The organism is Streptomyces sp. NPDC001634, assembly GCF_040298185.1.
Taxonomy (GTDB): domain Bacteria; phylum Actinomycetota; class Actinomycetes; order Streptomycetales; family Streptomycetaceae; genus Streptomyces.
This window is the reverse complement of record NZ_JBEOZU010000038.1, coordinates 61,297-87,006: the sequence shown is the minus strand read 5'-3', so window position 1 is coordinate 87,006 and position 25,710 is coordinate 61,297. Positions and strand designations below refer to the sequence as shown.

Below are 25,710 nucleotides of genomic sequence, written 5' to 3'. Positions count from 1 at the left end.
GGCGCCTCCCCCCTAAACCCGCCCCCACCCGCGCGTGGGTGTTTTCCCGGGCTTTCCCGGGGCGTTGAGGGGTCTCTGCGTCAGCCGGTGAACGCCTCGCACACCGTGTCGTACTCGCGCGTCCACCACACCGCCAGAGCCGAGGCCGCCGGGAACTGGGAGTCCGCACGGGTGTCGCCGCGCTCGTAGTGCCAGCGCAGCATCCAGAAGTCGTTGAGCCGCTCCCACCACACGCGGTGCACCGCGGCGGCGAGTTCGGAGGGAGTGGCGCCCGCGGTACGGCGGTACGCACGCGCGTAGGCCCGGACCTTCGGGAGGTCGAGCGCGCCCACGGGACGTACGAAGAAGATCGCCGCGGCCCGTACCGCCTCCTCCGCGCGCGGCTGGACGCCGAGCCGGTCCCAGTCGACGATCGCGGCAGGCGCGTCCCCCTGGTAGAGCAGGTTGAAGGGGTGGAAGTCGCCGTGCACCCAGCCCACCGAACCGCCGCGCGGCGGCCGCCGGTCCGCGTGCTGCCGCAGCAGTGCGCGCCGCTCCAGCAGACGGTGCCGGGCCAGCTCGTCGAAGGCGTCCGAGGGCCGGTGCCGGCTCACCCGGTCCAGCAGGTCGTCGATGAGCGCGAAGGTGCCGGCGGGGTCGGCGCTCTCGGGGCGCGGGCCGGGCGCGGACGTCATCACCCGTGCCAGGCTCGCGTGCACCACTCCCAGGAGTGCGCCCAGCCGCCCGCACTGCTGAGTCGTGAGCTGGCCGCCGTGCCGGTGCCGTCCGTCGATCCATGGGTACAGGGCGTACGCGTGGCCGCCGACGACCGCGACCGTACGGCCGTCGCGGCCGGCCAGCGGCGGTGCCACCGGGACGCCCAGGTCCGCCAGACGCTGGGTGGCGCGGTGCTGGCGGGCGATCGCCGCGGGGTGGGCGGTCTCGGGGTCGAAATGGTGCTTGAGGAAGTAGCGGCCGCGCGTCGTGCAGAGCCGGTAGCCGCGGTTGAGCAACCCCTGCTCGACGGGGTCGCAGGTGAGCGCCGATCCGGCTGAGTACTGGCGAAGGAGAGCACCCAGAGGGGGCGCATGGAACACGGGGGGTGGTACAGATGAGCGCGGCACGCGCCAGATGTTAGGGCACGAGCCGGTCCTGTGAGCTGGGCTTTGTCGCAGACAGTCGCACTCGGTCACATGGAGTCCGCCCCGTGATCATGGGAAAGGACTCCGGGTGGCCGCGTCGGCCGCCTGGGCGCCGTCGGCGCCACCCCAGGTGATGTCTTCCCGTGCTCCAGGTGAGCGGGATAACGTGCCGTTGTTCCGGCCCCCTGCAAGGCTGTGACCAGCACCTGTTCCCGACTTACTCGATTTACTTGGATATCCAAGCAAAATCCCAGGTCAGGAGGGGTTTCACAGAAATGTGGAGCACTGGGTAACGTGCCCCTTGCAGGGCGCTCGCCGGGGCACCTGTCACGTCTGTTTCGAACGAGCCGCACCCCACCCCGTGCGTCCGTGCGCTGCAGGCGAGCCGCTCTCAACGGCCCGGAACGGGCCGAGGAGACCCCCAGGCACCCGGCGAACCCGGGGGCCGGACCGACGGAGGAGCACACGTGACCGTGGAGAGCACTGCCGCGCGCCAGCCGCGACGCAGCGCCGGAAGCAAGGCCGGCACCACCGGCACCAAGCGCACCACCCGCACCACGCCCAAGAAGGGCACAGACCCCGACCTCGTTCAGCTGCTGACGCCCGAGGGCAAGCGGGTCAAGAACGCCGAGTACGACCCGTACGTCGAAGGCATCACCGCCGAAGAGCTGCGCGGCCTGTACCGGGACATGGTGCTGACCCGCCGCTTCGACGCCGAGGCCACCTCCTTGCAGCGCCAGGGCGAGCTCGGACTGTGGGCCTCGCTGCTCGGCCAGGAGGCCGCCCAGATCGGCTCGGGCCGGGCCACCCGCGAGGACGACTATGTCTTCCCGACCTACCGCGAGCACGGCGTCGCCTGGTGCCGCGGGGTCGACCCCACCAACCTGCTCGGCATGTTCCGCGGTGTGAACAACGGCGGCTGGGACCCGAACAGCAACAACTTCCACCTCTACACGATCGTCATCGGCTCGCAGACGCTGCACGCCACGGGCTACGCGATGGGCGTGGCCAAGGACGGTGCGGACAGCGCGGTGATCGCGTACTTCGGCGATGGCGCCTCCAGCCAGGGTGATGTCGCGGAGTCGTTCACGTTCGCCGCGGTCTACAACGCTCCGGTGGTGTTCTTCTGCCAGAACAACCAGTGGGCGATCTCCGAGCCGACCGAGAAGCAGACGCGTGTGCCGCTGTACCAGCGGGCGCAGGGCTTCGGCTTCCCGGGTGTGCGGGTCGACGGCAATGACGTGCTGGCGTGCCTGGCGGTCACCAAGTGGGCGCTGGAGCGGGCACGCAACGGCGAGGGCCCGACGCTGGTGGAGGCGTTCACGTACCGCATGGGCGCCCACACCACCTCCGACGACCCCACCCGCTACCGCCACGACGACGAGCGGGCCGCCTGGGAGGCGAAGGACCCGATCGCCCGCCTGCGCGCGTACCTCGAGGGCTCAAACCACGCGGACGAGGGATTCTTCGCGGAACTCGAGGCGGAGAGCGAGGCGTTGGGAAGGCGAGTACGCGAAGCGGTCCGTGCCATGCCGGACCCGGACCACTTCGCCATCTTCGAGAACGTGTACGCGGACGGGCACGCGCTCGTCGACGAGGAGCGGGCCCAGTTCGCCGCCTACCAGGCGTCGTTCGCGGACGCAGAAGGGGGACGGTGACATGGCCGAGAAGATGGCGCTCGCCAAGGCGATCAACGAGTCGCTGCGCAAGGCCCTGGAGTCGGACCCCAAGGTCCTGGTGATGGGCGAGGACGTCGGCAAGCTGGGCGGCGTCTTCCGTGTCACCGACGGTCTGCAGAAGGACTTCGGCGAGGAGCGGGTGATCGACACCCCGCTGGCGGAGTCGGGCATCGTGGGCACGGCGATCGGACTCGCGCTGCGCGGGTACCGGCCGGTGGTGGAGATCCAGTTCGACGGGTTCGTGTTCCCGGCGTACGACCAGATCGTCACGCAGTTGGCGAAGATGCACGCGCGTTCGCTGGGCAAGGTCAAGCTCCCGGTCGTCGTCCGGATCCCCTACGGCGGCGGTATCGGCGCGGTCGAGCACCACAGCGAGTCGCCGGAGGCGCTGTTCGCGCATGTGGCCGGTCTGAAGATCGTCTCGCCGTCGAACGCGTCGGACGCGTACTGGATGATGCAGCAGGCGATCCAGAGCGACGACCCGGTGATCTTCTTCGAGCCCAAGCGGCGGTACTGGGACAAGGGCGAGGTGGCCACCGAGGAGATCCCGGGGCCGCTGCACAAGGCGCGCGTGGTGCGCGAGGGCACGGATCTGACGCTGGCCGCGTACGGGCCGATGGTGAAGGTGTGCCAGGAGGCCGCGGCCGCTGCCGAGGAGGAGGGCAGGTCCCTGGAGGTGCTGGACCTGCGTTCGGTCTCCCCGCTCGACTTCGACTCCATCCAGGCGTCGGTGGAGAAGACCCGCCGCCTGGTGGTCGTGCACGAGGCGCCGGTGTTCTTCGGTTCGGGTGGGGAGATCGCGGCCCGGATCACGGAGCGGTGCTTCTACCACCTGGAGGCGCCCGTGCTGCGGGTCGGCGGCTACCACGCCCCGTATCCGCCGGCACGGCTGGAGGAGGAGTACCTGCCGGGCCTGGACCGGGTGCTCGACGCCGTCGACCGCGCCCTGGCGTACTGAGGAGAGGGTCGTGACGACGATGACTGACGCGTCCGTACGCGAGTTCAAGATGCCCGATGTGGGCGAGGGACTCACCGAGGCCGAGATCCTCAAGTGGTACGTGCAGCCCGGTGACAAGGTCACCGACGGGCAGGTGGTGTGCGAGGTGGAGACGGCCAAGGCAGCCGTCGAACTCCCCATCCCGTACGACGGAGTCGTCCGCGAGCTCCACTTCCCCGAGGGCACCACGGTGGACGTCGGCACTTCGATCATCGCGGTCGACGTGAGCGGGGGCGCCCCCGCCGCGGAGGCATCCGCACCGGCCGAGAAGCCCGCGTCCGCCGAGCCCGCGTCCGCGGAGGCCAAGCCGGAGGGCCGCAAGCCGGTCCTCGTCGGCTACGGCGTTGCCGAGTCCTCCACCAGGCGCCGCCCCCGCAAGACGGCTCCGGCGGCCGCCGAGGAGACCCTCTACGCGGCCGCGGCACTCCAGGGCGAGCTGAACGGCCATGGCAAGCAGGCGCGTCCGCTGGCGAAGCCACCGGTGCGCAAGCTCGCCAAGGACCTGGGCGTCGACCTCGCGACGGTGACGCCGTCGGGCCCGGACGGCATCATCACGCGCGAGGACGTGCACGCGGCGGTTGCGTCCGCACCGGCCGTCGCCGCCCCCGCGGCCCCGGCACCCACCGTCGTCGTCGAAGCGCCGGCGCCGGTGGTGACGTACGACCGCGGACGGGAGACCCGTATCCCCGTCAAGGGCGTTCGCAAGGCGACCGCGCAGGCGATGGTCGGCTCGGCGTTCACCGCACCGCACGTCACCGAGTTCGTGACGGTCGACGTGACGCGCACGATGAAGCTGGTCGAGGAGCTCAAGCAGGACAAGGACTTCGAGGGCCTGCGCGTCAATCCGCTGCTCCTCATCGCCAAGGCCCTGCTGGTGGCGATCAAGCGGAACCCGGACATCAACGCGTCCTGGGACGAGGCGAACCAGGAAATCGTGCTCAAGCACTATGTGAACCTGGGCATCGCCGCGGCCACCCCGCGCGGTCTGATCGTGCCGAACATCAAGGACGCGCACGACAAGACGCTGCCGCAGCTGTCCCAGGCACTGGGCGAGCTGGTGGCCACGGCCCGTGAGGGCAAGACGTCCCCGGCGGCGATGCAGGGCGGCACGGTCACCATCACGAACGTGGGCGTCTTCGGTGTCGACACGGGCACGCCGATCCTCAACCCGGGAGAGTCGGCGATCCTCGCCGTCGGCGCGATCAAGCTCCAGCCGTGGGTCCACAAGGGCAAGGTCAAGCCCCGCCAGGTCACCACTCTGGCGCTCAGCTTCGACCACCGTCTGGTCGACGGCGAACTCGGCTCGAAGGTCCTCGCCGACGTCGCGGCCATCCTGGAACAGCCCAAGCGGCTGATCACCTGGGCCTAGCGCCGAACAGCGTGCCCAAGGCGAAGGGGGCCTGCCGCTGACCGTCAGCGACAGGCCCCCTTGGCGTGGGTGAGGGCGTCAGCCCAGCCTTGCGAAGCCGTAGTTCAGGAGCTTCGTCGCGTCTGCTGCGCGCTGGGCGTACGTGGTCGAGGCCAGAACCGTGCCGATGACGGTCTTGCCATTGCGGGTGGCGGCGAAGACGAGGCAGGCGCCGGCCTCGGGGCCGGAGCCGGTCTTCACACCGATCGCACCGCTGTAGCTGCTGAGCAGCGTGTTGGTGTTGGTCCACGGCGCCATCGTGCGGGTGGTGCCCGACTTGGTGATGGTCTTCGCCGTGTACGACTTCGTCTTCACGATCGTGCGGAACGTGTAGTTCTTCATCGCACTGCTCGCGATCTTCGTCAGATCGCGCGGCGTCGAGTAGTTGTTGCCGTTGCCGATGCCGTCGAACGAGTCGAAGTGGGTGTTCTTCAGGCCGAGGCTCGCGGCGGCGCTGTTCATCTTGCCGATGAACGACTTCACGCGCGCATCACGCGTCGTGCCCGAGCCGAACTTGTCGGCGAGAGCGTACGCGGCGTCACAGCCGGACGGCAGCATCAGGCCGTACAGCAGCTGGCGGACGGTGACCCTGTCACCGACGATCAGATGGGCCTGGGAGGCGTTGTTGGCGACCACGTAGTCGCTGTACGCCTTCTGGATCGTGACCTTGGCGTCGAGGTTGAGGTTCGGCTGCGCGAGCACGACCTTCGCGGTCATGATCTTCGTCGTGGAGCCGGTGGAACGCCTGGTGTCCGCGGTCTTCGTGTAGAGGGTGGCGCCGTTCGCGTTGTTCATCACGTAGCCGCCCTTGGCCACGATCGAGGGCGTGGTGACGGCCTGCGCGGGCGCCGCGGTGAGAGCTCCGGTGGTGAGAACGGCTCCGGTGGTGACCACTGCCGCGACTGCCCTGCGAACTCGCGCGCCCTTAATGCCGGTAATCAAGTTGAACGCTCCGATTGCGTCTCTGATGCACTGAAATACATCCAAATGCCCCTGGAGGGCGGCCGGATGGCGAGGCCGCCTTCTCGTGAGACACGTAAGTAGCACAAATAGATGTGCGGTTGCTGGGGGGAATTTTGACATCGGTAGGGCCGTCCACATCCTGGACGCCCACCGGTATGCGTACGTGTTGTATCTATGATGTGCGCATGCCTCCAGTGCCGTCCGTCGCCGCCGCCCCCGAGAAGCCGTCCATCAAGCAACCGCCCGCCGCCGACCGCGTGTACACGCACGTCAAACAGGGTGTTCTGGAGCGTCGTTACGAAGGCGGGACGCTGCTGACCGAGGGTGAGCTGGCCGAGGCGGTCGGCGTCTCGCGGACGCCGGTGCGCGAGGCGCTGCTCCGGCTGGAGGTGGAAGGGCTGATCAGGCTCTACCCGAAGAAGGGGGCCCTCGTTCTGCCCGTCTCCGCCCAGGAGATCGCGGACGTGGTCGAGACGCGGCAGCTCGTGGAAGAGCACGCGGCCCGCAAGGCGGTGCCCGCGCCGCCCGGACTCATCGCCCGCCTGGAGGAGTTGCTCGCGCGGCAGAAGGAGCAGGCAGCCGCCGGTGATCTGGCGGGCGCGGCGGTCACCGACCGCACCTTCCATGCCGAGATCGTGCGCAGCGGCGGCAACGAGATCCTCTCCCGTCTGTACGACCAACTCCGCGACCGCCAGCTGCGGATGGGCGTCGCCGTGATGCACTCGCACCCCGACCGGATCGCCAAGACGCTCACCGAGCACGAGGAGATCCTCCAGGCGCTGCGGTCCGGCGACGCCGAGGCGGCCGTCGCCGTCGTGCACCGGCACGTCAGCTGGTTCTCCAACCTGGCGCGGGGTGAGGTGCGATGAGTTCCCGTCCGATGAGTTCCCGCTCCATGTCCCTGCCCGGCGATCCGCCGGGCGGCCGTCGCGCCGTCGCCGTGTGGGCCATCGGCGTCTCGGTCTACTTCGTCGCCGTCATCTTCCGTACGTCGCTGGGCGTGGCGGGACTGGACGCCGCCGACCGCTTCCATGTCAACGCGTCCGCTCTGTCCACCTTTTCCATCCTCCAGCTCCTGGTGTACGCGGGCATGCAGATACCCGTCGGCCTGCTGGTGGACCGGCTCGGCACCAAGAAGGTGCTGACCATCGGGGTCGTCCTGTTCACGGCCGGTCAGCTGGGGTTCGCGTTCTCCCCCTCGTACGGCACGGCGCTCGCCTCGCGCGCGCTGCTGGGGTGCGGTGACGCGATGACGTTCATCAGTGTGCTGAGGCTCGGCACGCGCTGGTTCCCGGCCCGCCGCGGTCCGCTGATCGCGCAGCTCGCCGGTCTGGTCGGTATGGCCGGCAACCTGGTCTCCACGCTCGTCCTGGCCCGGCTGCTGCACGGGGTGGGCTGGACGGCGGCGTTCGGCGGCAGCGCGTTCGCCGGAGTCGTCGTGCTCGTTCTGCTCCTTCTCTTCCTGAAGGACCACCCGGAGGGATACGAGCCGGAGCCCTTCCCGCACCACGGATCGGCGTACGTGCGGCGGCAGATCGCGGCGTCCTGGAAGGAACCCGGCACCCGCCTCGGCCTGTGGGTGCACTTCACGACGCAGTTCCCGGCGATGGTGTTCCTGCTGCTGTGGGGCCTGCCGTTCCTGGTCCAGGCGCAGGGTCTGTCCCGGGCGACGGCGGGTGAACTGCTCACGCTCGTCGTGCTGTCGAACATGCTCGTCGGCCTGGTGTACGGCCAGATCGTCGCCCGGCACCACGCGGCGCGGCTGCCGCTGGCGCTCGGGACGGTCGTGGCGACCGCGGCGGTGTGGGCGGCCACGCTCGCCTACCCCGGTGCCCATGCGCCGATGTGGCTGCTGGTCGTGCTGTGCACTGTGCTCGGCGCCTGCGGCCCGGCCTCGATGCTCGGGTTCGACTTCGCGCGCCCGGCCAACCCGCCGGAGCGTCAGGGCACGGCCTCAGGCATCACCAACATGGGCGGCTTCGTCGCCTCCATGACGACGCTGCTGGCGATCGGCGTGCTCCTGGACGCGACCGGCGACAACTACGCGGTGGCGTTCTCCGCGGTCTTCGTCCTGCAGGCGCTGGGGCTGAGCCAGATCCTTCGGCTGCGCAAGCAGGCCGCGCGCAGGGAGCGGGAGCGGCTGGTGGCGAGCCGGGTGGAGACGGTGCACGTGCCGGCGTAGGTGCCCGCACCTACGGACGGCGGTGTGGCGGCTCCAGCCCCAGCACCCGGTCCTTCAGTGCCGGGAACTGCTCCCGTGTGGTCGCGACCTTGGCCGGGTCGAACTCCACCGTGAGGACCTCCTCGTCGGCGCCCGCCTCCGCGAGGACCTCGCCCCAGGGATCCACCACGATCGAGTGACCCGCCTGCGGAACCCCGGCGTGCGTCCCGGCCGTTCCACAGGCAAGGACGTACGCCTGGTTCTCGACCGCCCGCGCCTGGGCCAGCAGCGTCCAGTGGGACCGGCGGCGCTCCGGCCAGCCCGCCGGGATCACGAGCGTCTCGGCCCCCGCGTCCACGAGTGAGCGGAACAGCTCGGGGAAGCGGAGGTCGTAGCAGGTGGCCACGCCGACAGTCGTCTCCGGCAGGCGTACCGTCACCAGCTCGGTGCCCGCGCCCATCAGCACGGCCTCGCCCTTGTCGAAGCCGAAGCGGTGGATCTTGCGGTAGGCGGCGGCCAGTTCACCGGAGGGGGAGAAGATGAGAGACGTGTTGTAGAGGGGACCGTCACCCGCGGCGGAGCCGCTGTCGGAGGGCGCCCGCTCGGGGATCGACCCGGCGTGCAGCCATACGCCCGCGTCGCTCGCCGCCTTCGCCATCGCCTCGTACGTCGGCCCTTCGAGCGGCTCGGCCTCGGTCCCGAACTCCTCGTAGGCGAACGCTCCGGTCGTCCACAGCTCGGGCAGCACCACCAGATCGACTCCGGCTTGATCCCGTACCATCGAGGCGGCTCGCTGTCGGCGCGAATCGACCGATTCGTTCTCGTCTACCCGGAATTGGATGAGGGAGGCGCGCACACTACCACCGTCCTGGCATTCGAGCCGTCTGTACAGGCCTACGATCGTCACACGAAAGCACTGCCGGGGTGCCTCTTAGCAGCGTAACTTAACGTTCCAAGACACCCGCCGACAGTCGCCTCCCGTCGACACCGCCGTCACAACCGCCCGTGCACCGACCGCCCGAGGGGTCCCGTTCCGTGAGTCTGCATCCCACTCTTCAGCCCTACGCCGACGCCTGGACCCACTCCATCGAAGCGATATCCGAACTGGTGCAGCCACTCGTGGAGGGCGAGTGGAACCGGCGGACGCCCTGCCCCGGCTGGTCGGTGCGCGACGTGGTCTCCCACGTCATCGGCATGGACTGCGAGATGCTCGGCGACCCGCGCCCGATCCACACGCTGCCGCGCGACCTGTTCCACGTCACGAACGAGCACCAGCGCTACACGGAGATGCAGGTCGACGTCCGCCGCCACCACACGGCGCCGGAGATGACGTCCGAGCTGGAGTACACGATCATCCGCCGCAACCGCCAGCTGCGGAACGAGTCGCGTGACCCGGGTACCAAGGTGCGCGGCCCGCTCGGGAGCGAGCAGACCCTCGAAGAGGCGATGCGGTATCGCGCGTTCGACCTGTGGGTGCACGAGCAGGACCTGCGTGCGGCGCTGGGGCGGCCGGGGAACCTGGACTCGCCGGGTGCGTCCATCGCGCGGGACGAGCTGCTCGCCGCGCTGCCGGACGTTGTCGCCAAGGGTGCGGGGGCGCCCCCCGGTTCGGCGATCGTCTTCGACATCCACGGCCCCGTCGAGTTTCTGCGCACGGTCCGCGTCGACGCGGAGGGCCGCGGTTCGATCGACGGCACGCCCTCGCTGGGCCCGACGGTCTCGCTCACTCTCGACTGGGAGACGTACGTCCGCCTCGCCTGCGGACGCGTCACCGCGGACATCGTGGCAGACCGCATCAAGGCGGAGGGCGACCCGGAACTGACGGCGGCGATCCTGCTGGCGTTCGCGGTGACGAAGTAGCGGGGCCGGCGGGCAGGGCGTTACCCGGCGCTCGGGCCGGCCGCCCAGGGCCGCAGGACCGCGGCGGGGCGCCGGGCCGTGGGAATGCCGTAGGCGTGAACGGTAGGCCGTCCCGGCCCGGGTATCCCACGGCGACGCGGGATCAGTCCTCCTCCCGTTCCTTCTCCGCCAGGTGGATCACGCACACCGCCACCGCGATCAGCAGCGCCGGGTCCGCGTCGTCGCGGACGATGTCGACGCCGTACGTCTCGCGGATGTGCAGCCAGCGGCGGGAGATCTGCGCCAGCAGCTCCCCGCCGTAATCGACGGCGAACTCGCGGTCCAGGATCTTGCCGCTGACGTCGAGCTCCGTGCCGTCCACCAGCGAGACCCGGTAGTGGTTGCGCAGCAGGGACAGACGCTTGCGCTTGATCGTGGCCAGCGGGTCGCCGTCCCGCTCGATGATCATTGTGTCGCGCAGGGCGAACATCTTCTGGTGGATGTCGATCAGGACGCGCCCGTGCGCGTCCTTCAGCTCGAACGTGTCCCGCAGTCGCATCGCCTTGCCGTCGACCAGGAACACCTTGTTGCCGTTCTGGTCCTCGATCCAGTAGTCGTCACCGAAGCCGAGGAGCCGGTCGCGTACGAGGAATCTCATACGATGAGGGCTTCCCCCGCGGCGGGTCCGAAACGCCGTCGGTAGGCCGACGGACTGAGTCCGGTCTCGCGCCGCAGCCGAGCCCGCAGATTCGCGGCCGTACCGAGGCCGCTGCGTGCGGCGACGACGTCCAGCCGTTCCTCCCCGCGTTCGATCAGCCGGCAGGCGAGAGCCACCCGCTCGCCGGTCAGCCAGGCCAGCGGGGTGGTGCCCAGCTGGGCGCGGAAGCGTCGGTGCAGCGTGGCGGGGCTCACCGCGGCGCGTGCCGCGAGGTCGGCGACGGTGAGCGGTTCGCCGAGGCGCTCCTGGGCCCAGGCCAGCAGCGGGGCGAGCGACTCGTCCGGCACATCGGGCACGGGCCGCTCCACGAACTGGCGCTGCCCGCCGTCGCGGTGCGCGGCGAAGACCAGCCGCCGGGAGACGGCGTTGGCGATCTCGGCGCCGTGGTCGCGGCGTACGACATGCAGTCCGAGGTCGAGCGCGGACGCGCTGCCGGAAGCGGTGAGGATGTCGCCGTCGTCCACGAACAGCACATCCGGCTCGAGCTCGACCTGGGGAAAACGCGCCCGGAACGACTCGGCCCACATCCAGTGGCAGGCCGCCCGCCGCCCGTCGAGCAGTCCGGCCTCCGCGATGGTGAACGCGCCGGAACAGAAGCCGATCAGCCGTGCGCCCCGCGCGTACGCCCGGCGCACGGTGTCCAGGACCTCCGGGGAGCGCGGGGTGTCGGTGTCGGGCCGGTTCGGCACGATCAGTGTGTCCGCGTCGACGACCGCGTCGAGCCCGGCGACGTCGCTGAGCGTGAAGAAGCCGTCCCGCATGCGGGTCGCGGGCTCGGCCGCGCACAGCCGGAAGTCGTACAGCTCCCTGCCGAGTTCGGGCCGCCGCAGCCCGAACACCTCGATGGCGCAGCTCATCTCGAAGGGGTTGGAGTTCTCGTCCACGACGAGGACGACGCGATGCAGGGACGACGTCTGAGAGGATCCTTGCGGCATATGCGATTTCTAGCACTCGTACGACGGACCGGGTACCCCGCACGATGGCCGCATGACACGTCAGGAATCCAAGGAGCCCGTCTCCCTGCCCGCGGCCCTCGCCTCCTTCTCCCAGCTGTGGAGTCCGCGCATCGTCGCCGCCGTCAACGACTACGACGTACGCGTCGCGAAGGTCGAGGGCGAGCATCTGTGGCACACACACGACCACACCGACGAGTTCTTCCTCGTTCTGGACGGCGAACTGCACATCGCGCTGCGCGAGTCGTCCGCCGAGCGCACGGTCACGCTGCCCAAGGGTTCGGTCTTCACGGTTCCGCGCGGTACGGAGCACAAGCCGTCCGCCCCGGCCGGAGCGTCGATCCTGGTGTTCGAGCCCACCGGCACGATGACGGTCGGCGACCGCCACGAGGAGGTCCCCCACCACGTGGACGCGACGACGGGCCATCCGCTGGCCTGAACGGGCATGCGGCCCGGAGCAGCGGCGCCGGACACCGGCAACGAACGCGGACGAGTCCCCCGCCCGGCGGGGGACTCGCACACGGACCGCGAAGGGACCGCGCAGAAACCGCGGACGGACCGCGGACGGGCGGCGAACGGACCGCACCGGGCCGGTTCTACCGGTAGCCGTGCTGCATGTCCTCGTCGTCGTCATCCCACGACGTACGGCGGTCGTGGCGCTCCCGCTGCACGCCGGGGTCCGATACGTCGGACCCGCCGGCGCCGGTGTCGCGCCTGTCCCGCTTGCGCGTCTCCTCGGTGCTCACCTCGCCCTGCTCACGGTCCCGGCGGCGGACGTGGTCGTCGATGTCTCGTGGCATGGAACTGCTCCCTTGCAGAGGCCCCCCTGTATGCGTCGAGCATCTCTCCACGACGGCGTGTGCGCATCCGGTACGGATTCGTGTACGCAGCGTCACCAGAGTTATCCACAGGCTCCGCGGCGCCACAGCCCTGGATGGCACCCTTGACGCATGAACGACTCCACACAGCGCCGCGTCCGTGTCCGCGCCCCCGAGCTGATCGGCAAGGGCGGCTGGCTGAACACGGGCGGAGAACAGTACAGCCTCGCCGACCTGCGAGGACGTATCGTCATCCTCGACTTCTGGACGTTCTGCTGCATCAACTGTCTGCATGTCCTGGACGAGCTGCGCGAGCTGGAGGAGAAGCACCGCGACACCGTGGTGATCATCGGCGTGCACTCTCCGAAGTTCGTCCACGAGGCGGATCACCATGCGGTGGTGGACGCGGTCGAGAGGTACGGGGTGGAGCACCCGGTCCTCGACGACCCGGAGCTCGCCACCTGGAAGCAGTACGCCGTCCGCGCCTGGCCGACGCTCGTCGTCATCGATCCCGAGGGGTATGTGGTCGCCCAGCATGCGGGCGAGGGGCACGCCCATGCGATAGCGCGGCTCGTCGAGGAGCTGGAGGAGGAGCACGCGGCCAAGGGCACACTGCGCCGCGGCGAAGGCCCGTACGTGGCGCCGGAGCCCGAGCCGACGACCCTTCGCTTCCCGGGCAAGGCTCTCCTGCTGCCGTCCGGGACCTTCCTGGTCAGCGACACCACCCGGCACCAGCTGGTAGAGCTGGCGGCGGACGGCGAGACGGTCGTGCGCCGTATCGGTTCGGGCGTACGGGGCTTCGCGGACGGCCCCGCCGAGGCGGCGGGCTTCAGCGAACCGCAGGGCCTGGCGCTGCTGGACGAGGGCGCGGTGGCGGTCGCCGACACCGTGAACCACGCGCTGCGCCGCCTGGACCTGACGACGGGCGAGGTGACCACGCTCGCGGGCACCGGCAAGCAGTGGTGGCAGGGCTCGCCGACGTCCGGTCCGGCCCGGGAGGTGGACCTGTCGTCGCCGTGGGACGTGGCGGTCTTCGGCGGCCGGGTCTGGATCGCGATGGCGGGCGTGCACCAGCTGTGGACGTACGACCCGGCCACGGCCACGGTCGCGGTCGCGGCGGGTACCACGAACGAGGGGCTGGTGGACGGGCCGGGCGCCGAAGCCTGGTTCGCGCAGCCGTCGGGGCTCGCGGTGTCGGCCGACGGGGAGCGGCTGTGGCTGGCGGACTCCGAGACGAGCGCCCTGCGCTGGGTGGACCGGGACGGAGCGGTCCACACGGCGGTCGGCACGGGGCTGTTCGACTTCGGGCACCGGGACGGCGCGGCCGGACAGGCGCTGTTCCAGCACCCGTTGGGCGTGACCGCCCTGCCGGACGGCTCGGTGGCGGTCAGCGACACGTACAACCACGCGCTGCGGCGCTACGACCCGGCGACGGCCGAGGTGAGCACGCTTGCGACGGACCTGCGGGAGCCTTCGGACGCCGTGCTCGTCGGCGGGGACATCGTGGTCGTCGAATCGGCCCGCCACCGGCTGACCCGGCTGCGGCTGCCCGAGGAGGCGGTGCAGGTCGCCTCGGTCGCGCACCGCACACAGCGCACGGCGACCGAAGTGGCGCCCGGAAAGCTCCGGTTGGACGTGATCTTCCAGGCCCCGGCCGGCCAGAAGCTGGACACGCGCTATGGCCCGTCGACCCGGCTGCTGGTCTCCTCGACCCCGCCCGAGCTGCTGCTCCGCGGTGAGGGCGCGGACACGGAGCTGTCGCGCGAGCTGGAGCTGAACCCGTCCATATCGGAGGGCGTCCTGCATGTCTCGGCGATGGCCGCTTCCTGCGATGACGATCCGGCGAACGAGTACCCGGCCTGCCACGTCCACCAGCAGGACTGGGGTGTCCCGGTCCGCCTCGTGGAAGGCGGGGCGAGCCGCTTGCCGCTGGTGCTGGCGGGGATGGACGCGGAGTAGACGGGGGTACGGGAGGAGACGGGGAGTCAGAGCCCGTATCCGTCGCTGTATCCGTCGCCGTGGTGGTGCCGTTCCTCCTCGATCACCGGGGAGGTCGGGACCACCACCCGCCTCCGCCGGGCGATGCTGCTGAAAGTGGCGACGCCGATCAGCCCGACGATCATGAGGATGACGCCCACCAGATGGACATTGACGCCGTTCATGTGCCAGTCCGTCGCAAACGCGAGGATGGCACCCACGGCGATCAGAATGATGCACCCACCCAGGCCCATGGTCCTGGCCTCCTGTCCGTACGGCTGTTGCGGGACCGAAGGCCGTACGACCCCCGGACCGAATCCGGGTACCCGGGAGCGGGTGCGGCATGCCGGGAGGGCCCGGGTCAGCCCTCCAGGAACGCCCCCAGCGCGTTCGCCAGCAGATACGGGTCGTTCGCGGCGCACAGCTCGCGGGCGCTGTGCATGGACAGGATCGCCACGCCGATGTCGACCGTCTTGATGCCGTGGCGGGCCGCCGTGATGGGGCCGATGGTCGTGCCGCAGGGCATGGCGTTGTTCGAGACGAAGGACTGGAAGGGGACGTTCGCCTTCTCGCAGGCCGCCGCGAAGATGGCGCGGCCCGAACCGTCCGTGGCGTAGCGGTTGTTGACGTTGACCTTGAGGATCGGCCCGCCGCCCGCGCGCGGGTGGTGCGTCGGGTCGTGCCGCTCCGCGTAGTTGGGGTGGACGGCGTGCCCGGTGTCGGAGGACAGACAGACCGTGCCGGCGAAGGCCCGCGCCCGGTCCTCGTACGAGCCGCCCCGCGCGAACACCGAACGCTCCAGCACCGATCCGAGCAGCGGACCGTCGGCGCCGGTGTCCGACTGGGAGCCGTTCTCCTCGTGGTCGAAGGCCGCGATCACCGGAATGTACGAGAGGGCGGCGCCGGAGGCGGCCACGGCTGCCAGCGCGGCGATGCCCGCGTGCACCGACAGCAGGTTGTCCATGCGCGGACCCGCCACCAGTTCCTTGTCCCGGCCCAGGCAGGACGGTGGCTCGACGGAGTGTGTCATCAGGTCCCAGCCCGTCACCTCACCGGATGCCAGGCCCAGCTCCTGTTCCAGGAACGCGATCAGGTCGCCGTCGCGCACGTCGTCGCCCAGTCCCCACACCGGCTGCACATGGCGCTGCTTGTCGAGCTTCAGGCCCTCGGCGGAGATCGAGCGGTCCAGGTGGATGGCCAGTTGGGGCACGCGCAGCAGCGGTCTGTCGACGTTGACCAGGCACGTCGAGCCGTCGCGCAGGGACAGCCGGCCCGCGAGGCCCAGATCCCGGTCCAGCCAGGAGTTGAGCAGCGGACCGCCGTAGATCTCCACCGCGATCTGCCGCCAGCCGTGCCCGCCGCTGTCCGGTCGCGGCTTCACCCGCAGGTTCGGGGAGTCGGTGTGCGCGCCCACGATCCGGAACGGCGTGTGCGGGTCGGCGCCCTCGGGGACGTACCACGCGACGATCGCGCCCCCGCGCAGCACGTACTTGCCGCCGCTGGTCCCGTCCCATGCATCCGTCTCCGCGACCTGGTGGAAACCGGCCTTCTCCAGCCGCTCGGCGGCGTTCACCACCGCGTGGTACGGCGAGGGACTGGCCGCCAGGAAGGACATGAGGTCGTCGGTGTGGCCGCGGTCGAAGCGCGCGCTTGTGCTCATGGTGTTCACCTTAACGACGTACGAGGGCCCGCTCCCGGTGATGGGGAGCGGGCCCTCGTAAGGGGGAAGTGGAGGGACGGACGGCTGACCGGACCGGACAGCGGTCCCAGCGACGGGCAGGTCCTAGAACGCGGCCTCGTCCAGCTCCATGAGGTCCAGGTCCACGCCCTCGGACAGCTTGCGGGCCAGGGTCACGCCCGGCAGGACGTTGGCCGCGAAGAACTTCGCCGCCGCGATCTTGCCCTGGTAGAACGCCACATCTTTGGATGACACAGGCTTGGCGGAGGCCGTCTCGAGCTTCTCGGCGGCGACCGCGGCACCCCTCAGCAGCAGGTAGCCGACGACCACGTCACCGGAGGCCAGCAGCAGGCGGGTGGTGTTCAGGCCCACCTTGTAGATGTTCTTGACATCCTCCTGGGTGGCGCCGAGGTCCGTCAGCATCAGGCCGACGATCGCCTCCAGCTCCACGGCCGCCTTGGCCAGGTGCTCGCGGGCGCCCGCCAGTTCCTCACCACCGGTGCCGATGGCCAGGAACTTCTTGATGTCCTCGGCGAGCGAGTTCAGCGCGGCGCCCTGGTTGCGGACGATCTTCCGGAAGAAGAAGTCCTGGCCCTGGATCGCGGTGGTGCCCTCGTACAGGGTGTCGATCTTGGCGTCGCGGATGTACTGCTCGATCGGGTACTCCTGCAGGAAGCCGGAGCCGCCGAAGGTCTGCAGCGACTGGGCGAGCTGCTCGTAGCCCTTCTCGGAGCCGTAGCCCTTGACGATCGGCAGGAGCAGGTCGTTCAGCGCGTGCTCGGCGGAGGCGTCCTCGCCGTTCGCCTCCTTGACCGCGATCGTGTCCTGGACGGAGGCGGTGTGGAGGACCAGGGCGCGCATGCCCTCCGCGTACGCCTTCTGCGTCATCAGCGAGCGGCGCACGTCCGGGTGGTGCGTGATGGTGACCTTGGGCGCGGACTTGTCCATGAAGTTGGCCAGATCCGGACCCTGGACGCGCTCCTTGGCGTACTCCAGGGCGTTCAGGTAGCCGGTGGACAGCGTGGAGATCGCCTTCGTGCCGACCATCATGCGGGCGAACTCGATGATGCGGAACATCTGGCGGATGCCCTCGTGCTTGTCGCCGATCAGCCAGCCCTTGGCCGGGTGGCGGTCGCCGAAGGTCATCTCGCAGGTGTTGGAGGCCTTCAGGCCCATCTTGTGCTCGACGTTCGTGGCGTAGACGCCGTTGCGCTCGCCCAGCTCGCCGGTCTCGAAGTCGAACAGGTACTTAGGGACGAGGAAGAGGGACAGGCCCTTGGTGCCGGGGCCGGCACCCTCGGGGCGGGCGAGGACGTAGTGGAGGATGTTCTCCTCCATGTCGTGCTCACCGGAGGTGATGAAGCGCTTCACGCCCTCGATGTGCCAGGAGCCGTCCTCCTGCTGGATGGCCTTGGTGCGCCCGGCGCCGACGTCCGAGCCGGCGTCCGGCTCGGTGAGCACCATGGTGGAGCCCCAGGTCTTCTCGACGGCTATCTGTGCGACCTTCTTCTGCTCCTCGGTGCCCTCCTCGAAGAGGATGCGGGCGAACGCCGGGCCGGAGGAGTACATCCAGACCGCCGGGTTGGCGCCGAGGATCAGCTCCGCGTACGCCCAGATCAGGGACGGCGGGGCGGTGGTGCCGCCGATCTCCTCGGGGATGCCGAGGCGCCAGTACTCGGAGTCCATGAAGGCCTTGTAGCTCTTCTTGAAGGACGCCGGGACCGGGGCGGTGTTCGTCTCGGGGTCGAAGACCGGCGGGTTGCGGTCGGCGTCCGCGAAGGACTCCGCCAGCTCGTTCTCCGACAGGCGGGTGAGCTCCTCGAGGATGCTCTTTGCGGTGTCCGTGTCCATCTCCGCGAACGGGCCGGTGCCGTACAGCTTGTCGCGGCCGAGTACCTCGAAGAGGTTGAACTCGATGTCGCGGAGATTCGACTTGTAGTGCCCCATGGCGACGGCTCCGTAGAGGGGATCGGCGAGGCACTGACTCCTCGCATGGTTCACGTACCAACTAGTAGCTCCGATGATGCTACCCGTCGGTAATAAGAATCAACCCCTCATGGCCCATATGTGGCCCACTACTCTTTGGGGCATGTACGGCTATCAGAACGCGGGCGCGCAGCAGCAGTACGCCTCGGCCCAGCAGCAGATGCCCGGGCAGATGCCGGGCGGGCAGATGCCCGGCGGGTACGGCCAGCAGGCGCCGCTGTACCCCGAGCCGTCGCCGCCCTCGCTCGCCGACGCGGTCCGCGCGTTCACCACGGGGTCGATGTCCGCCGAGGACTTCCAGCAGATCTTCGCCACCTCCAAGGTGTACTGCCCGCGCGGCGACAACCCCGGTTTCCTCGCCCTGCACAACACCCAGCAGCCCGTGATCCCGATGTTCACCTCGCTCAAGGAGCTGCGCCGCTACGCAGGCAAGGAGTCCAAGTACTTCGTGATCACCGGGGCCGAGGTGATCGATCTGCTGCCGACCGGGTACGGGTTCGTCCTCGACATGGAGGGGGAGCACCGGATGGTGTTCGACGCGAAGGCGGTCGAGCAGATGGTCGAGTTCGCGATGCGACGTATGTATGGCTAGACGCCATTGCTTGTGTATGGCTAGACGCCATTGCTTGCAGGCGGCTGACCGGTACCGCTGTCACCGAGCCCGGAGGGAATGCCCTCCGGGCTTTCTGTGTTTCGGGGTGGCAGAAAGTTCAATCGTCAACTAAACTCGGAGCCAAGGAGGTACCGACATGCCTGCAGTGACCGTCGAAAACCCGTTGACCCTGCCCCGTGTGGCCGCGCCGGCCGACGCGGTGGCCCGTCCCGTGCTCGGTGTCACGAGTGCGCCCAGCGGCTTCGAGGGCGAGGGCTTCCCGGTCCGCCGCGCGTTCGCCGGGATCCACTACCGCCACCTCGACCCGTTCATCATGATGGACCAGATGGGCGAGGTGGAGTACGCGCCGGGCGAGCCCAAGGGCACCCCCTGGCACCCCCACCGTGGCTTCGAAACCGTCACCTACATCATCGACGGCGTCTTCGACCACCAGGACTCCCACGGCGGTGGCGGCACCATCACCAACGGCGACACCCAGTGGATGACCGCGGGCTCGGGTCTCCTGCACATCGAGGCCCCGCCGGAGTCGCTTGTCGTGTCCGGCGGCCTGTTCCACGGCATCCAGCTCTGGGTCAACCTGCCCGCCAAGGACAAGATGATGGCCCCGCGCTACCAGGACATCCGCGGCGGTCAGGTCCAGCTGCTGAGCACCCCCGACGGTGGCGCGCTGATCCGCGTCATCGCCGGTGAGCTCGACGGCCACCAGGGCCCCGGCATCACGCACACGCCGATCACCCTGATCCACGCGACCGTGGCGCCGGGCGCGGAGGTCACCCTGCCCTGGCGCGAGGACTTCAACGGCCTCGCGTACGTCCTGGCCGGCCGCGGCAGCGTGGGCACGGAGCGGCGGCCGATCCACCTCGGCCAGACCGCCGTGTTCGGCGCGGGTTCCTCGATCACCGTCCGGGCGGACGAGAAGCAGGACTCCCACACGCCGGACCTGGAGGTCGTCCTGCTGGGCGGACAGCCGATCCGGGAGCCGATGGCGCACTACGGCCCGTTCGTGATGAACACCCGCGAGGAGCTCCAGCAGGCCTTCGAGGACTTCCAGAAGGGGCGGCTGGGGACCATCCCGGCCGTGCACGGGATGACCGAGAGCGGTCCGCAGGGCGCCTGACCAAGGCCCTCCAGGCCACTGGATTCTGACGCCGTGTCACCCGGGCGGGCCGTCCGTACAGGACAGCCCGCCCTCGGCGTGATCGGCTTGAGCCGTGCAGCTCCTCCCCGAACCCGTACGCCGGCTCGCCGCCTGGTGCGTCGTCGCGCTGCTGGTCGCCGGGGTCGGCTGGGTCGTGGTCAGGCTGTGCGGGGAGTTCCGTACGGCCGTCGTACCCGTGCTGCTTGCGCTGCTCGGGACCGCGCTCCTCGGGCCGCTGTACCGGCGGCTCGTGGGGGTCGGCGTGCACCGGTCGCTCGCCGCCGGGATCACCTGTGTCGCCGTCCTGGCCGTGGTCGGCGGGGCCGTGTACGTCGTCGTCGCCGCGATCGTCCACAACGGCGACCAGATCATCTCCTCGCTCAAACGGGCCGCGAAGTCGCTCGGCCGGCACTTCGGGGCGGCCGGCACCTCGCTGGACGACCTGGCCTCGCACTCCAAGCAGCTGCTCACCAAGTTCGGCGGGACCGCCGCCTCCAACGTCATCAGCGGGGTCAGCGTCGTCGCCGAGAGCATCGCCATGGCCGTACTGGCCCTGTTCCTCGTCTTCTTCTTCCTGCGCGACTCCCACCGGGCCGTCGACCTGCTGCGCTCGCTCGCCCCCGGTGGCACCGCCGACACGGTCGAGGCCATGGCGCGACGTGCCTTCGAGGCGGTCGAGGGCTTCATGCGCGGGACCACCGTCATCGCGCTCATCGACGCGATCTGCATCACCGTGGGGCTGCTGGTCCTCCGCGTCCCGGGGGCGGTCGGGCTCGGCGCGCTCGTCTTCGTCGGCGCGTACATCCCCTACCTCGGCGCCTTCATCTCCGGCGCGGTCTCGATCCTGGTCGCGCTGGCCGACCGCGGGTTCGTCATCGCCCTGTGGGCGCTCGGTGTCGTCATCGCCGTGCAACTGCTGGAGGGGCATGTGCTCCAGCCGATGATCCAGAGCCGGACCGTGCGGATGCACCCGGCGGCGGTGCTGCTGGCGATCACCGCGGGGGCGTCGGTCGCGGGAATCCTGGGGATGCTGCTGGCCGTACCGCTGACGGCGGCGGCGTTCGGCGTCGCGCACGAGCTGCGGATCCGCTACGCGGGTGGGGAGGGGGCCGGGGGCACGGGGACCCCGTAGGTGCCGTCCTCAGTCCCCTTCGTCCTCTTCGTCCTCCTTCGCGGGCTCCTCGTACAGCTCGAACCAGATGCTCTTGCCCTCGCCCCGCGGGTCCACCCCCCAGGCGTCCGCAAGGATTTCCATGAGGACCAGGCCGCGGCCGGAGGAGGCGAGTTCGCCGGGGTGGCGCTTGTGCGGGAGGTCGTCGCTGGCGTCCGTGACCTCCACACGCATCCGGCGTCCGCCCGTGCCGCCCGTGCCGTTGGGGCTGTCATGGTCGCCGGTGACCTCGGCGACCAGAAGGGCGTCCGTGTCGGTGTGGACGAGGACGTTCGTGAGCATCTCGGAGACCAGGAGCACGGCCGAGTCGACCTGTTCCGCGGAGGACCAGTCGTGCAGCAGTTCGCGCAGCTGCTGCCGGGCCACCGCGACCCGCTCGTGCTCGGCCTGCGCGACCGTCAGTGCCGTGCGGCGCACGGTCGGCCGCACGGTGACCGTGTCGCCGCAGCCGCATCCCTCGCCCACCCGGCACAGCAGCAGCACGGCGATGTCGTCCTCGCGCCGGTCGGTCAGCGGCCCGGTCGCATGGTGCGAGGAAGGGCCGTGCACGGCCTGGACCAGCGCGTCGGCCAGCTCCTCCATGTCGCCGTCGTGCTCCTCCAGGATCCGCCGTAGCCGCCGCCAGCCGGTGTCCAGATCGTGCCCGCCGGTCTCGATCAGCCCGTCCGTGCAGATCAGCATGGTCTCGCCCGGCTCCAGAACGAGCCGGGTGGTGGGGTAGTCGGCGTCCGGGTCGATACCGAGGGGCATCCCTCCCGCGGTCGGCCGCATCAGCACGGTCCGGTCGGCCGTCCGTATCGCGGGGTCGGGATGGCCGGCGCGGGCGATCTCCAGCGTCCCGGTCGCCGGGTCCACCTCGACATAGAGGCAGGTCGCGAAGCGCTGGTCGGCATCGTTGTCGCCGTACGTCATCCCGTACAGGAAGCGGGAGGCGCGCGAGAGGACCGCGTCCGGGCGGTGCCCCTCGGCGGCGTAGGCGCGCAGGGCTATCCGCAGCTGGCCCATCAGACCCGCGGCGCGCACGTCGTGGCCCTGGACGTCGCCGATGGTGAGCGCGAAGCGGCCTCCCCCAGACTTCGTCCGGGAGGTGCCCCCGGGCAACTGGATCATGTCGTACCAGTCGCCGCCCACCTGGAGCCCGCCGCCGGTCGGCACATAGCGCGCGGCCACGGTCATCCCGGGTATCTGCGGGCCCAGCGTGGGCAGCATCGAGCGCTGCAGCCCGTCCGTCAGCTCCCGCTCCGTCTCGGCGGCGCCCGCGCGGGAGAGGGCCTGGGCGAGCATACGGGCGACCGTGGTGAGCACCGAGCGCTCGTCGGGTGTGAAGGTCACCGGGTGCTTGAACCCCGCCATCCACGCGCCCATGGTGCGGCCGGCCACGGTGAGCGGCAGGAACGCCCACGACCGGCGGCCGAAGGGCGCGGCGAGCGGCCAGGAGACCGGGTAGCGGCCCCTGTACTCCTCGGGCGAGGACAGATAGACGGCGCGGCCGGTGCGCACGACCTCGGCGGCCGGGTAGTCCGTGTCCAGCGACATATGGGTGAAGGGGCCCTCGTCACCCGGCTTGTGCCCGTGGTGGCCGATCACGGTCAGCCGGTCGCCCTCGGCCCCGAAGACCGCGAGTCCGTCCGGCGAGAACCCGGGCATCGACAGCCCGGCCGCGACCCGCAGCACTTCCTCCGTGGATCTCGCCTCGGCCAGCGCGCGCCCCGCGTCCAGCAGGAACGCCTCACGCGAGCGGCGCCAGTCGCCGGTGATGGGAGAGCGGGCGGCGGCCGCGGACGGCTCGGTGACCTCCTGGAGGGTGCCGACCAGCTCGTACTCACCGGTCCCCGGGTCGATCGACGGTTTGGAGCGGCTGCGGACCATGCGGACCACGCGTCCGTGCGCGTCCATGATCCGCATCCGGACCTCGGCGATCGTGCCCTCGGCCAGGGCGAGCTGGACGACTCCGTCGACCTCGTTCCAGTCGACCGGGTGGAACCGGGCCCGGATTCCGGCCTCGGTGAGCGTCGTCGGTTCCGCGGGCAGCCCGACCAGCCGCGCGGCCTCCGCGTCCAGAGTGACGAGCCCCGCTGCGGCGTCGTAGCGCCACAGGCCGGTAGCGAGTGAGGCCAGGACGTCCCCCACGGCGGGCAGGGGCTCACCAGTGCGCATTGCCCCACTCTAAGAAGAGGTGATCCAGAGGTGCCACCGAAGTGAGAAAAGGGGGATCTTCAAGTGTTCGAGGCGATCTTGACCGCGTTCGGGAGGCGCCCCGCTCCGCCATGGGGAGGCGATCTTGGGGCGGCCGGTACCCTTGGTAGGTCCGGGCCGAGCCCCGCCCGGCGGCGCCGGGGGCGACCGCCCCCGGAAAGACCCCGCTCCGCGAAGACTGGATGAACGACGATGCATCGGTACAGGTCCCACACCTGCGGCGAGCTCCGCGCCTCTGACGTCGGCAGCGACGTCCGGCTGAGCGGCTGGCTGCACAATCGGCGCGACCTGGGCGGCATCCTCTTCATCGATCTGCGCGACCACCACGGCATCACGCAGCTCGTGGCCCGACCCGGCACGCCCGCGTACGAGGCGCTGGACAAGCTCTCCAAGGAGACGGTCGTCCGGGTCGACGGCAAGGTCGTCTCCCGCGGCGCGGAGAACGTGAACCCGGACCTGCCGACCGGTGAGGTCGAGATCGAGGTCGGCGAGGTGGAGGTGCTGGGCGAGGCCGCCCCGCTGCCCTTCACCATCAACACCGAGGACGGTGTGAACGAGGAGCGGCGCCTGGAGTACCGCTTCCTGGACCTGCGCCGCGAGCGCATGCACCGCAACATCATGCTGCGTACGGCCGTGATCTCGGCCATCCGCCACAAGATGGCGGCGATGGGCTTCAACGAGATGGCGACGCCGATCCTCAGCGCCACCTCCCCGGAGGGCGCCCGCGACTACGTGGTCCCCTCCCGTGTGCACCCGGGCAGGTTCTACGCCCTGCCGCAGGCCCCGCAGCAGTTCAAGCAGCTGCTGATGATCTCCGGCTTCGACCGCTACTTCCAGATCGCGCCCTGCTTCCGCGACGAGGACGCCCGCGCGGACCGCTCGCCGGGCGAGTTCTACCAGCTCGACGTCGAGATGAGCTTCGTCGAGCAGGAGGACGTCTTCCAGCCGATCGAGAAGCTCATGACGGAGATCTTCGAGGAGTTCGGCGGGGGCCGTCACGTCACCTCCCCGTTCCCGCGGATCCCGTTCCGCGAGGCGATGCTGAAGTACGGCTCCGACAAGCCGGACCTGCGCGCCAAGCTGGAGCTGGTGGACATCACCGACGTCTTCGAGGGCTCGGAGTTCAAGGCCTTCGCGGGCAAGCACGTGCGCGCGCTGCCGGTGCCGGACGTCTCGGCGCAGCCCCGGAAGTTCTTCGACCAGCTCGGTGAGTACGCGATCTCGCTGGGCGCCAAGGGCCTGGCCTGGGTGCGCGTCGCCGAGGACGGCTCGCTGACGGGCCCGATCGCGAAGTTCCTGACGGAGGAGAACGTCGCGGAGCTGACGAAGCGGCTCCAGCTGGCCGCCGGTCACGCCGTCTTCTTCGGGGCGGGCGACTTCGACGAGGTCTCGAAGATCATGGGCGCGGTGCGGGTGGAGGCCGCCAAGCGGGCCGGCCACTTCGAGGAGGGCGTCTTCCGCTTCTGCTGGATCGTCGACTTCCCGATGTACGAGAAGGACGAGGAGACCGGCGCGATCGACTTCTCGCACAACCCCTTCTCCATGCCGCAGGGCGGCCTGGAGGCCCTTCAGACCCAGGACCCGCTGGACATCCTGGGCTGGCAGTACGACATCGTCTGCAACGGCGTCGAGCTGTCCTCCGGCGCCATCCGGAACCACGAGCCGGAGATCATGCTCAAGGCCTTCGAGATCGCGGGCTACGACCGTGAGACCGTCGAGGAGAAGTTCGCGGGCATGCTCCGCGCCTTCCGCTTCGGCGCCCCGCCGCACGGCGGCATCGCGCCGGGCGTCGACCGCATCGTCATGCTGCTGGCCGACGAGCCCAACATCCGCGAGACGATCGCGTTCCCGCTCAACGGCAACGCCCTGGACCTGATGATGGGCGCGCCGACGGAGCTGGACGAGGCGCGACTGCGCGAGCTGCACCTCAACATCAGGAAGCCGCAGCCGAAGTAACGGCCTGCTGTGCGCGCCGATCTGTCTTGACCCGCTCCTGACGATCGGCGCGCACAGCCGTCTCAGGGCGCACTGACAGCCGCCGTCCCTACGGTCCCGGCCCATGACTGACACCCCCGAAGACAACGGCAGAAGCCGCGACCTCACCCGCCGCACGGTGCTCGTGGCGGGCGGCACCACCGCCGTGGCCGTGGGCCTGGCCGGCGCCCTGGCCGTCGACGCCTCGGCGGAGGCCGACACGACGGCCGACACGACGGCCGACACCTGCTACACGCTGACCTCGGAGACCGTCGAGGGCCCGTACTCCGTAGGTGGCGGGAGACGACGGTGAACTGGAC

At 70.1% G+C, this 25,710-nt stretch carries 23 protein-coding genes; 13 read left to right on the top strand and 10 right to left on the bottom strand.

The genetic code is table 11. From position 1 onward, the window contains the following. Positions 1-80 precede the first annotated feature (80 nt). Positions 81-1,076, bottom strand: coding sequence for a phosphotransferase (locus ABT186_RS25120; RefSeq protein ID WP_351227906.1), 996 nt, complete (start codon positions 1,074-1,076; stop codon positions 81-83). A 512-nt stretch (positions 1,077-1,588) separates the two neighbouring features. Between ABT186_RS25120 and pdhA the strand changes: the two genes are divergently transcribed. Genes pdhA through ABT186_RS25105 form a run of 3 tightly spaced genes read left to right on the top strand, consistent with a single transcriptional unit; the run spans position 1,589 to position 5,166 of the window. Beyond that, entirely contained in the window at positions 1,589-2,779 is a 1,191-nt protein-coding gene (gene pdhA / locus ABT186_RS25115) for a pyruvate dehydrogenase (acetyl-transferring) E1 component subunit alpha (protein ID WP_351227908.1), read from the top strand. 1 nt (position 2,780) lies between these two features. Continuing rightward, positions 2,781-3,758, top strand: a complete 978-nt coding sequence (locus tag ABT186_RS25110) for an alpha-ketoacid dehydrogenase subunit beta (RefSeq protein ID WP_351227910.1) — start codon at positions 2,781-2,783, stop codon at positions 3,756-3,758. Positions 3,759-3,768: 10 nt separating this feature from the next. Continuing rightward, complete coding sequence (locus tag ABT186_RS25105) at positions 3,769-5,166, top strand: dihydrolipoamide acetyltransferase family protein (protein ID WP_351227912.1); 1,398 nt, start codon at positions 3,769-3,771, stop codon at positions 5,164-5,166. A gap of 78 nt (positions 5,167-5,244) precedes the next feature. On the opposite strand, the gene ABT186_RS25100 is transcribed toward ABT186_RS25105, so the two are convergent. Further along, on the bottom strand, positions 5,245-6,147 hold the full coding sequence (locus ABT186_RS25100; RefSeq protein ID WP_351227914.1) for a D-alanyl-D-alanine carboxypeptidase family protein: 903 nt from the start codon (positions 6,145-6,147) through the stop codon (positions 5,245-5,247). Between the two features lie 206 nt (positions 6,148-6,353). Here ABT186_RS25100 and ABT186_RS25095 point away from each other — a divergent pair, with 206 nt between their 5' ends. Both ABT186_RS25095 and ABT186_RS25090 read left to right on the top strand, forming a co-directional pair. After that, positions 6,354-7,037, top strand: coding sequence for a GntR family transcriptional regulator (locus tag ABT186_RS25095; protein WP_351227916.1), 684 nt, complete (start codon positions 6,354-6,356; stop codon positions 7,035-7,037). 11 nt (positions 7,038-7,048) lie between these two features. Further along, complete coding sequence (locus ABT186_RS25090; protein ID WP_351227918.1) at positions 7,049-8,350, top strand: MFS transporter; 1,302 nt, start codon at positions 7,049-7,051, stop codon at positions 8,348-8,350. Positions 8,351-8,360: 10 nt separating this feature from the next. On the opposite strand, the gene ABT186_RS25085 is transcribed toward ABT186_RS25090, so the two are convergent. Further along, positions 8,361-9,185, bottom strand: a complete 825-nt coding sequence (locus ABT186_RS25085) for a carbon-nitrogen family hydrolase (RefSeq protein WP_351227920.1) — start codon at positions 9,183-9,185, stop codon at positions 8,361-8,363. 179 nt (positions 9,186-9,364) lie between these two features. On the opposite strand from ABT186_RS25085, the gene ABT186_RS25080 reads away from it, so the two are divergent. After that, positions 9,365-10,189, top strand: a complete 825-nt coding sequence (locus ABT186_RS25080) for a maleylpyruvate isomerase family mycothiol-dependent enzyme (RefSeq protein WP_351227922.1) — start codon at positions 9,365-9,367, stop codon at positions 10,187-10,189. Positions 10,190-10,331: 142 nt separating this feature from the next. On the opposite strand, the gene ABT186_RS25075 is transcribed toward ABT186_RS25080, so the two are convergent. Both ABT186_RS25075 and ABT186_RS25070 read right to left on the bottom strand, forming a co-directional pair. After that, positions 10,332-10,826: an LURP-one-related/scramblase family protein gene (locus ABT186_RS25075; RefSeq protein ID WP_351926930.1), complete on the bottom strand. Its 495-nt coding sequence runs from the start codon at positions 10,824-10,826 to the stop codon at positions 10,332-10,334. Further along, positions 10,823-11,821 carry a GlxA family transcriptional regulator gene (locus ABT186_RS25070; protein WP_351926928.1) on the bottom strand — a complete coding sequence of 333 codons (999 nt, stop codon included), beginning with the start codon at positions 11,819-11,821 and terminating at the stop codon, positions 10,823-10,825. The genes ABT186_RS25075 and ABT186_RS25070 overlap by 4 nt, the downstream gene beginning before the upstream one ends. Positions 11,822-11,873: 52 nt before the next feature. On the opposite strand from ABT186_RS25070, the gene ABT186_RS25065 reads away from it, so the two are divergent. Further along, the gene (locus ABT186_RS25065) at positions 11,874-12,278 is read left to right on the top strand and encodes a cupin domain-containing protein (protein WP_351227928.1); all 405 of its coding nucleotides are present in this window, start codon (positions 11,874-11,876) and stop codon (positions 12,276-12,278) included. Between the two features lie 157 nt (positions 12,279-12,435). On the opposite strand, the gene ABT186_RS25060 is transcribed toward ABT186_RS25065, so the two are convergent. Further along, positions 12,436-12,639, bottom strand: coding sequence for a hypothetical protein (locus tag ABT186_RS25060; RefSeq protein WP_351227930.1), 204 nt, complete (start codon positions 12,637-12,639; stop codon positions 12,436-12,438). A 150-nt stretch (positions 12,640-12,789) separates the two neighbouring features. Here ABT186_RS25060 and ABT186_RS25055 point away from each other — a divergent pair, with 150 nt between their 5' ends. Beyond that, the gene (locus ABT186_RS25055) at positions 12,790-14,616 is read left to right on the top strand and encodes a thioredoxin-like domain-containing protein (RefSeq protein ID WP_351227932.1); all 1,827 of its coding nucleotides are present in this window, start codon (positions 12,790-12,792) and stop codon (positions 14,614-14,616) included. A gap of 26 nt (positions 14,617-14,642) precedes the next feature. Here the strand turns inward: ABT186_RS25055 and ABT186_RS25050 are convergent, their stop codons facing one another. The 3 genes from ABT186_RS25050 to ABT186_RS25040 all read right to left on the bottom strand — a co-directional run bounded on the left by ABT186_RS25050 (position 14,643) and on the right by ABT186_RS25040 (position 18,259). Further along, complete coding sequence (locus tag ABT186_RS25050) at positions 14,643-14,888, bottom strand: DUF6458 family protein (protein ID WP_351926926.1); 246 nt, start codon at positions 14,886-14,888, stop codon at positions 14,643-14,645. A 107-nt stretch (positions 14,889-14,995) separates the two neighbouring features. Beyond that, positions 14,996-16,294: a M18 family aminopeptidase gene (locus ABT186_RS25045; RefSeq protein WP_351227936.1), complete on the bottom strand. Its 1,299-nt coding sequence runs from the start codon at positions 16,292-16,294 to the stop codon at positions 14,996-14,998. 123 nt (positions 16,295-16,417) lie between these two features. Further along, positions 16,418-18,259 (bottom strand): acyl-CoA dehydrogenase, encoded by a 1,842-nt coding sequence (locus ABT186_RS25040; RefSeq protein ID WP_351227976.1) that lies wholly within the window; start codon positions 18,257-18,259, stop codon positions 16,418-16,420. A 142-nt stretch (positions 18,260-18,401) separates the two neighbouring features. Between ABT186_RS25040 and ABT186_RS25035 the strand changes: the two genes are divergently transcribed. The 3 genes from ABT186_RS25035 (at position 18,402) to ABT186_RS25025 (ending at position 21,181) form a co-directional block, all read left to right on the top strand. Next, positions 18,402-18,890, top strand: coding sequence for an SseB family protein (locus ABT186_RS25035; protein ID WP_351227938.1), 489 nt, complete (start codon positions 18,402-18,404; stop codon positions 18,888-18,890). Positions 18,891-19,047: 157 nt separating this feature from the next. After that, positions 19,048-20,028, top strand: coding sequence for a pirin family protein (locus ABT186_RS25030; protein ID WP_351227940.1), 981 nt, complete (start codon positions 19,048-19,050; stop codon positions 20,026-20,028). Positions 20,029-20,122: 94 nt separating this feature from the next. Then, positions 20,123-21,181, top strand: coding sequence for an AI-2E family transporter (locus ABT186_RS25025; protein ID WP_351227942.1), 1,059 nt, complete (start codon positions 20,123-20,125; stop codon positions 21,179-21,181). Between the two features lie 9 nt (positions 21,182-21,190). Here ABT186_RS25025 and ABT186_RS25020 read toward each other — a convergent pair whose 3' ends face one another. Continuing rightward, positions 21,191-23,377, bottom strand: coding sequence for a SpoIIE family protein phosphatase (locus ABT186_RS25020; protein WP_351926924.1), 2,187 nt, complete (start codon positions 23,375-23,377; stop codon positions 21,191-21,193). A 231-nt stretch (positions 23,378-23,608) separates the two neighbouring features. Here ABT186_RS25020 and aspS point away from each other — a divergent pair, with 231 nt between their 5' ends. Together aspS and ABT186_RS25010 are read left to right on the top strand one after the other, a co-directional pair. Continuing rightward, the gene (gene aspS / locus ABT186_RS25015) at positions 23,609-25,372 is read left to right on the top strand and encodes an aspartate--tRNA ligase (RefSeq protein WP_351227946.1); all 1,764 of its coding nucleotides are present in this window, start codon (positions 23,609-23,611) and stop codon (positions 25,370-25,372) included. Between the two features lie 103 nt (positions 25,373-25,475). Beyond that, positions 25,476-25,703, top strand: coding sequence for a hypothetical protein (locus ABT186_RS25010; RefSeq protein WP_351926923.1), 228 nt, complete (start codon positions 25,476-25,478; stop codon positions 25,701-25,703). Positions 25,704-25,710 lie beyond the last annotated feature (7 nt).

Bases quoted from the DNA above. Each gene is read 5' to 3' on its own strand.
- ABT186_RS25110 (WP_351227910.1), top strand. From the start codon at position 2,781: ATGGCCGAGAAGATGGCGCTCGCCAAGGCGATCAACGAGTCGCTGCGC.
- ABT186_RS25095 (WP_351227916.1), top strand. From the start codon at position 6,354: ATGCCTCCAGTGCCGTCCGTCGCCGCCGCCCCCGAGAAGCCGTCCATC.
- ABT186_RS25090 (WP_351227918.1), top strand. From the start codon at position 7,049: ATGAGTTCCCGCTCCATGTCCCTGCCCGGCGATCCGCCGGGCGGCCGT.
- ABT186_RS25075 (WP_351926930.1), bottom strand. From the start codon at position 10,826: ATGAGATTCCTCGTACGCGACCGGCTCCTCGGCTTCGGTGACGACTAC.
- ABT186_RS25070 (WP_351926928.1), bottom strand. From the start codon at position 11,821: ATGCCGCAAGGATCCTCTCAGACGTCGTCCCTGCATCGCGTCGTCCTC.
- ABT186_RS25065 (WP_351227928.1), top strand. From the start codon at position 11,874: ATGACACGTCAGGAATCCAAGGAGCCCGTCTCCCTGCCCGCGGCCCTC.
- ABT186_RS25060 (WP_351227930.1), bottom strand. From the start codon at position 12,639: ATGCCACGAGACATCGACGACCACGTCCGCCGCCGGGACCGTGAGCAG.
- ABT186_RS25055 (WP_351227932.1), top strand. From the start codon at position 12,790: ATGAACGACTCCACACAGCGCCGCGTCCGTGTCCGCGCCCCCGAGCTG.
- ABT186_RS25050 (WP_351926926.1), bottom strand. From the start codon at position 14,888: ATGGGCCTGGGTGGGTGCATCATTCTGATCGCCGTGGGTGCCATCCTC.
- ABT186_RS25045 (WP_351227936.1), bottom strand. From the start codon at position 16,294: ATGAGCACAAGCGCGCGCTTCGACCGCGGCCACACCGACGACCTCATG.
- ABT186_RS25040 (WP_351227976.1), bottom strand. From the start codon at position 18,259: ATGGGGCACTACAAGTCGAATCTCCGCGACATCGAGTTCAACCTCTTC.
- ABT186_RS25035 (WP_351227938.1), top strand. From the start codon at position 18,402: ATGTACGGCTATCAGAACGCGGGCGCGCAGCAGCAGTACGCCTCGGCC.
- ABT186_RS25030 (WP_351227940.1), top strand. From the start codon at position 19,048: ATGCCTGCAGTGACCGTCGAAAACCCGTTGACCCTGCCCCGTGTGGCC.
- ABT186_RS25020 (WP_351926924.1), bottom strand. From the start codon at position 23,377: ATGCGCACTGGTGAGCCCCTGCCCGCCGTGGGGGACGTCCTGGCCTCA.
- aspS (WP_351227946.1), top strand. From the start codon at position 23,609: ATGCATCGGTACAGGTCCCACACCTGCGGCGAGCTCCGCGCCTCTGAC.
- ABT186_RS25010 (WP_351926923.1), top strand. From the start codon at position 25,476: ATGACTGACACCCCCGAAGACAACGGCAGAAGCCGCGACCTCACCCGC.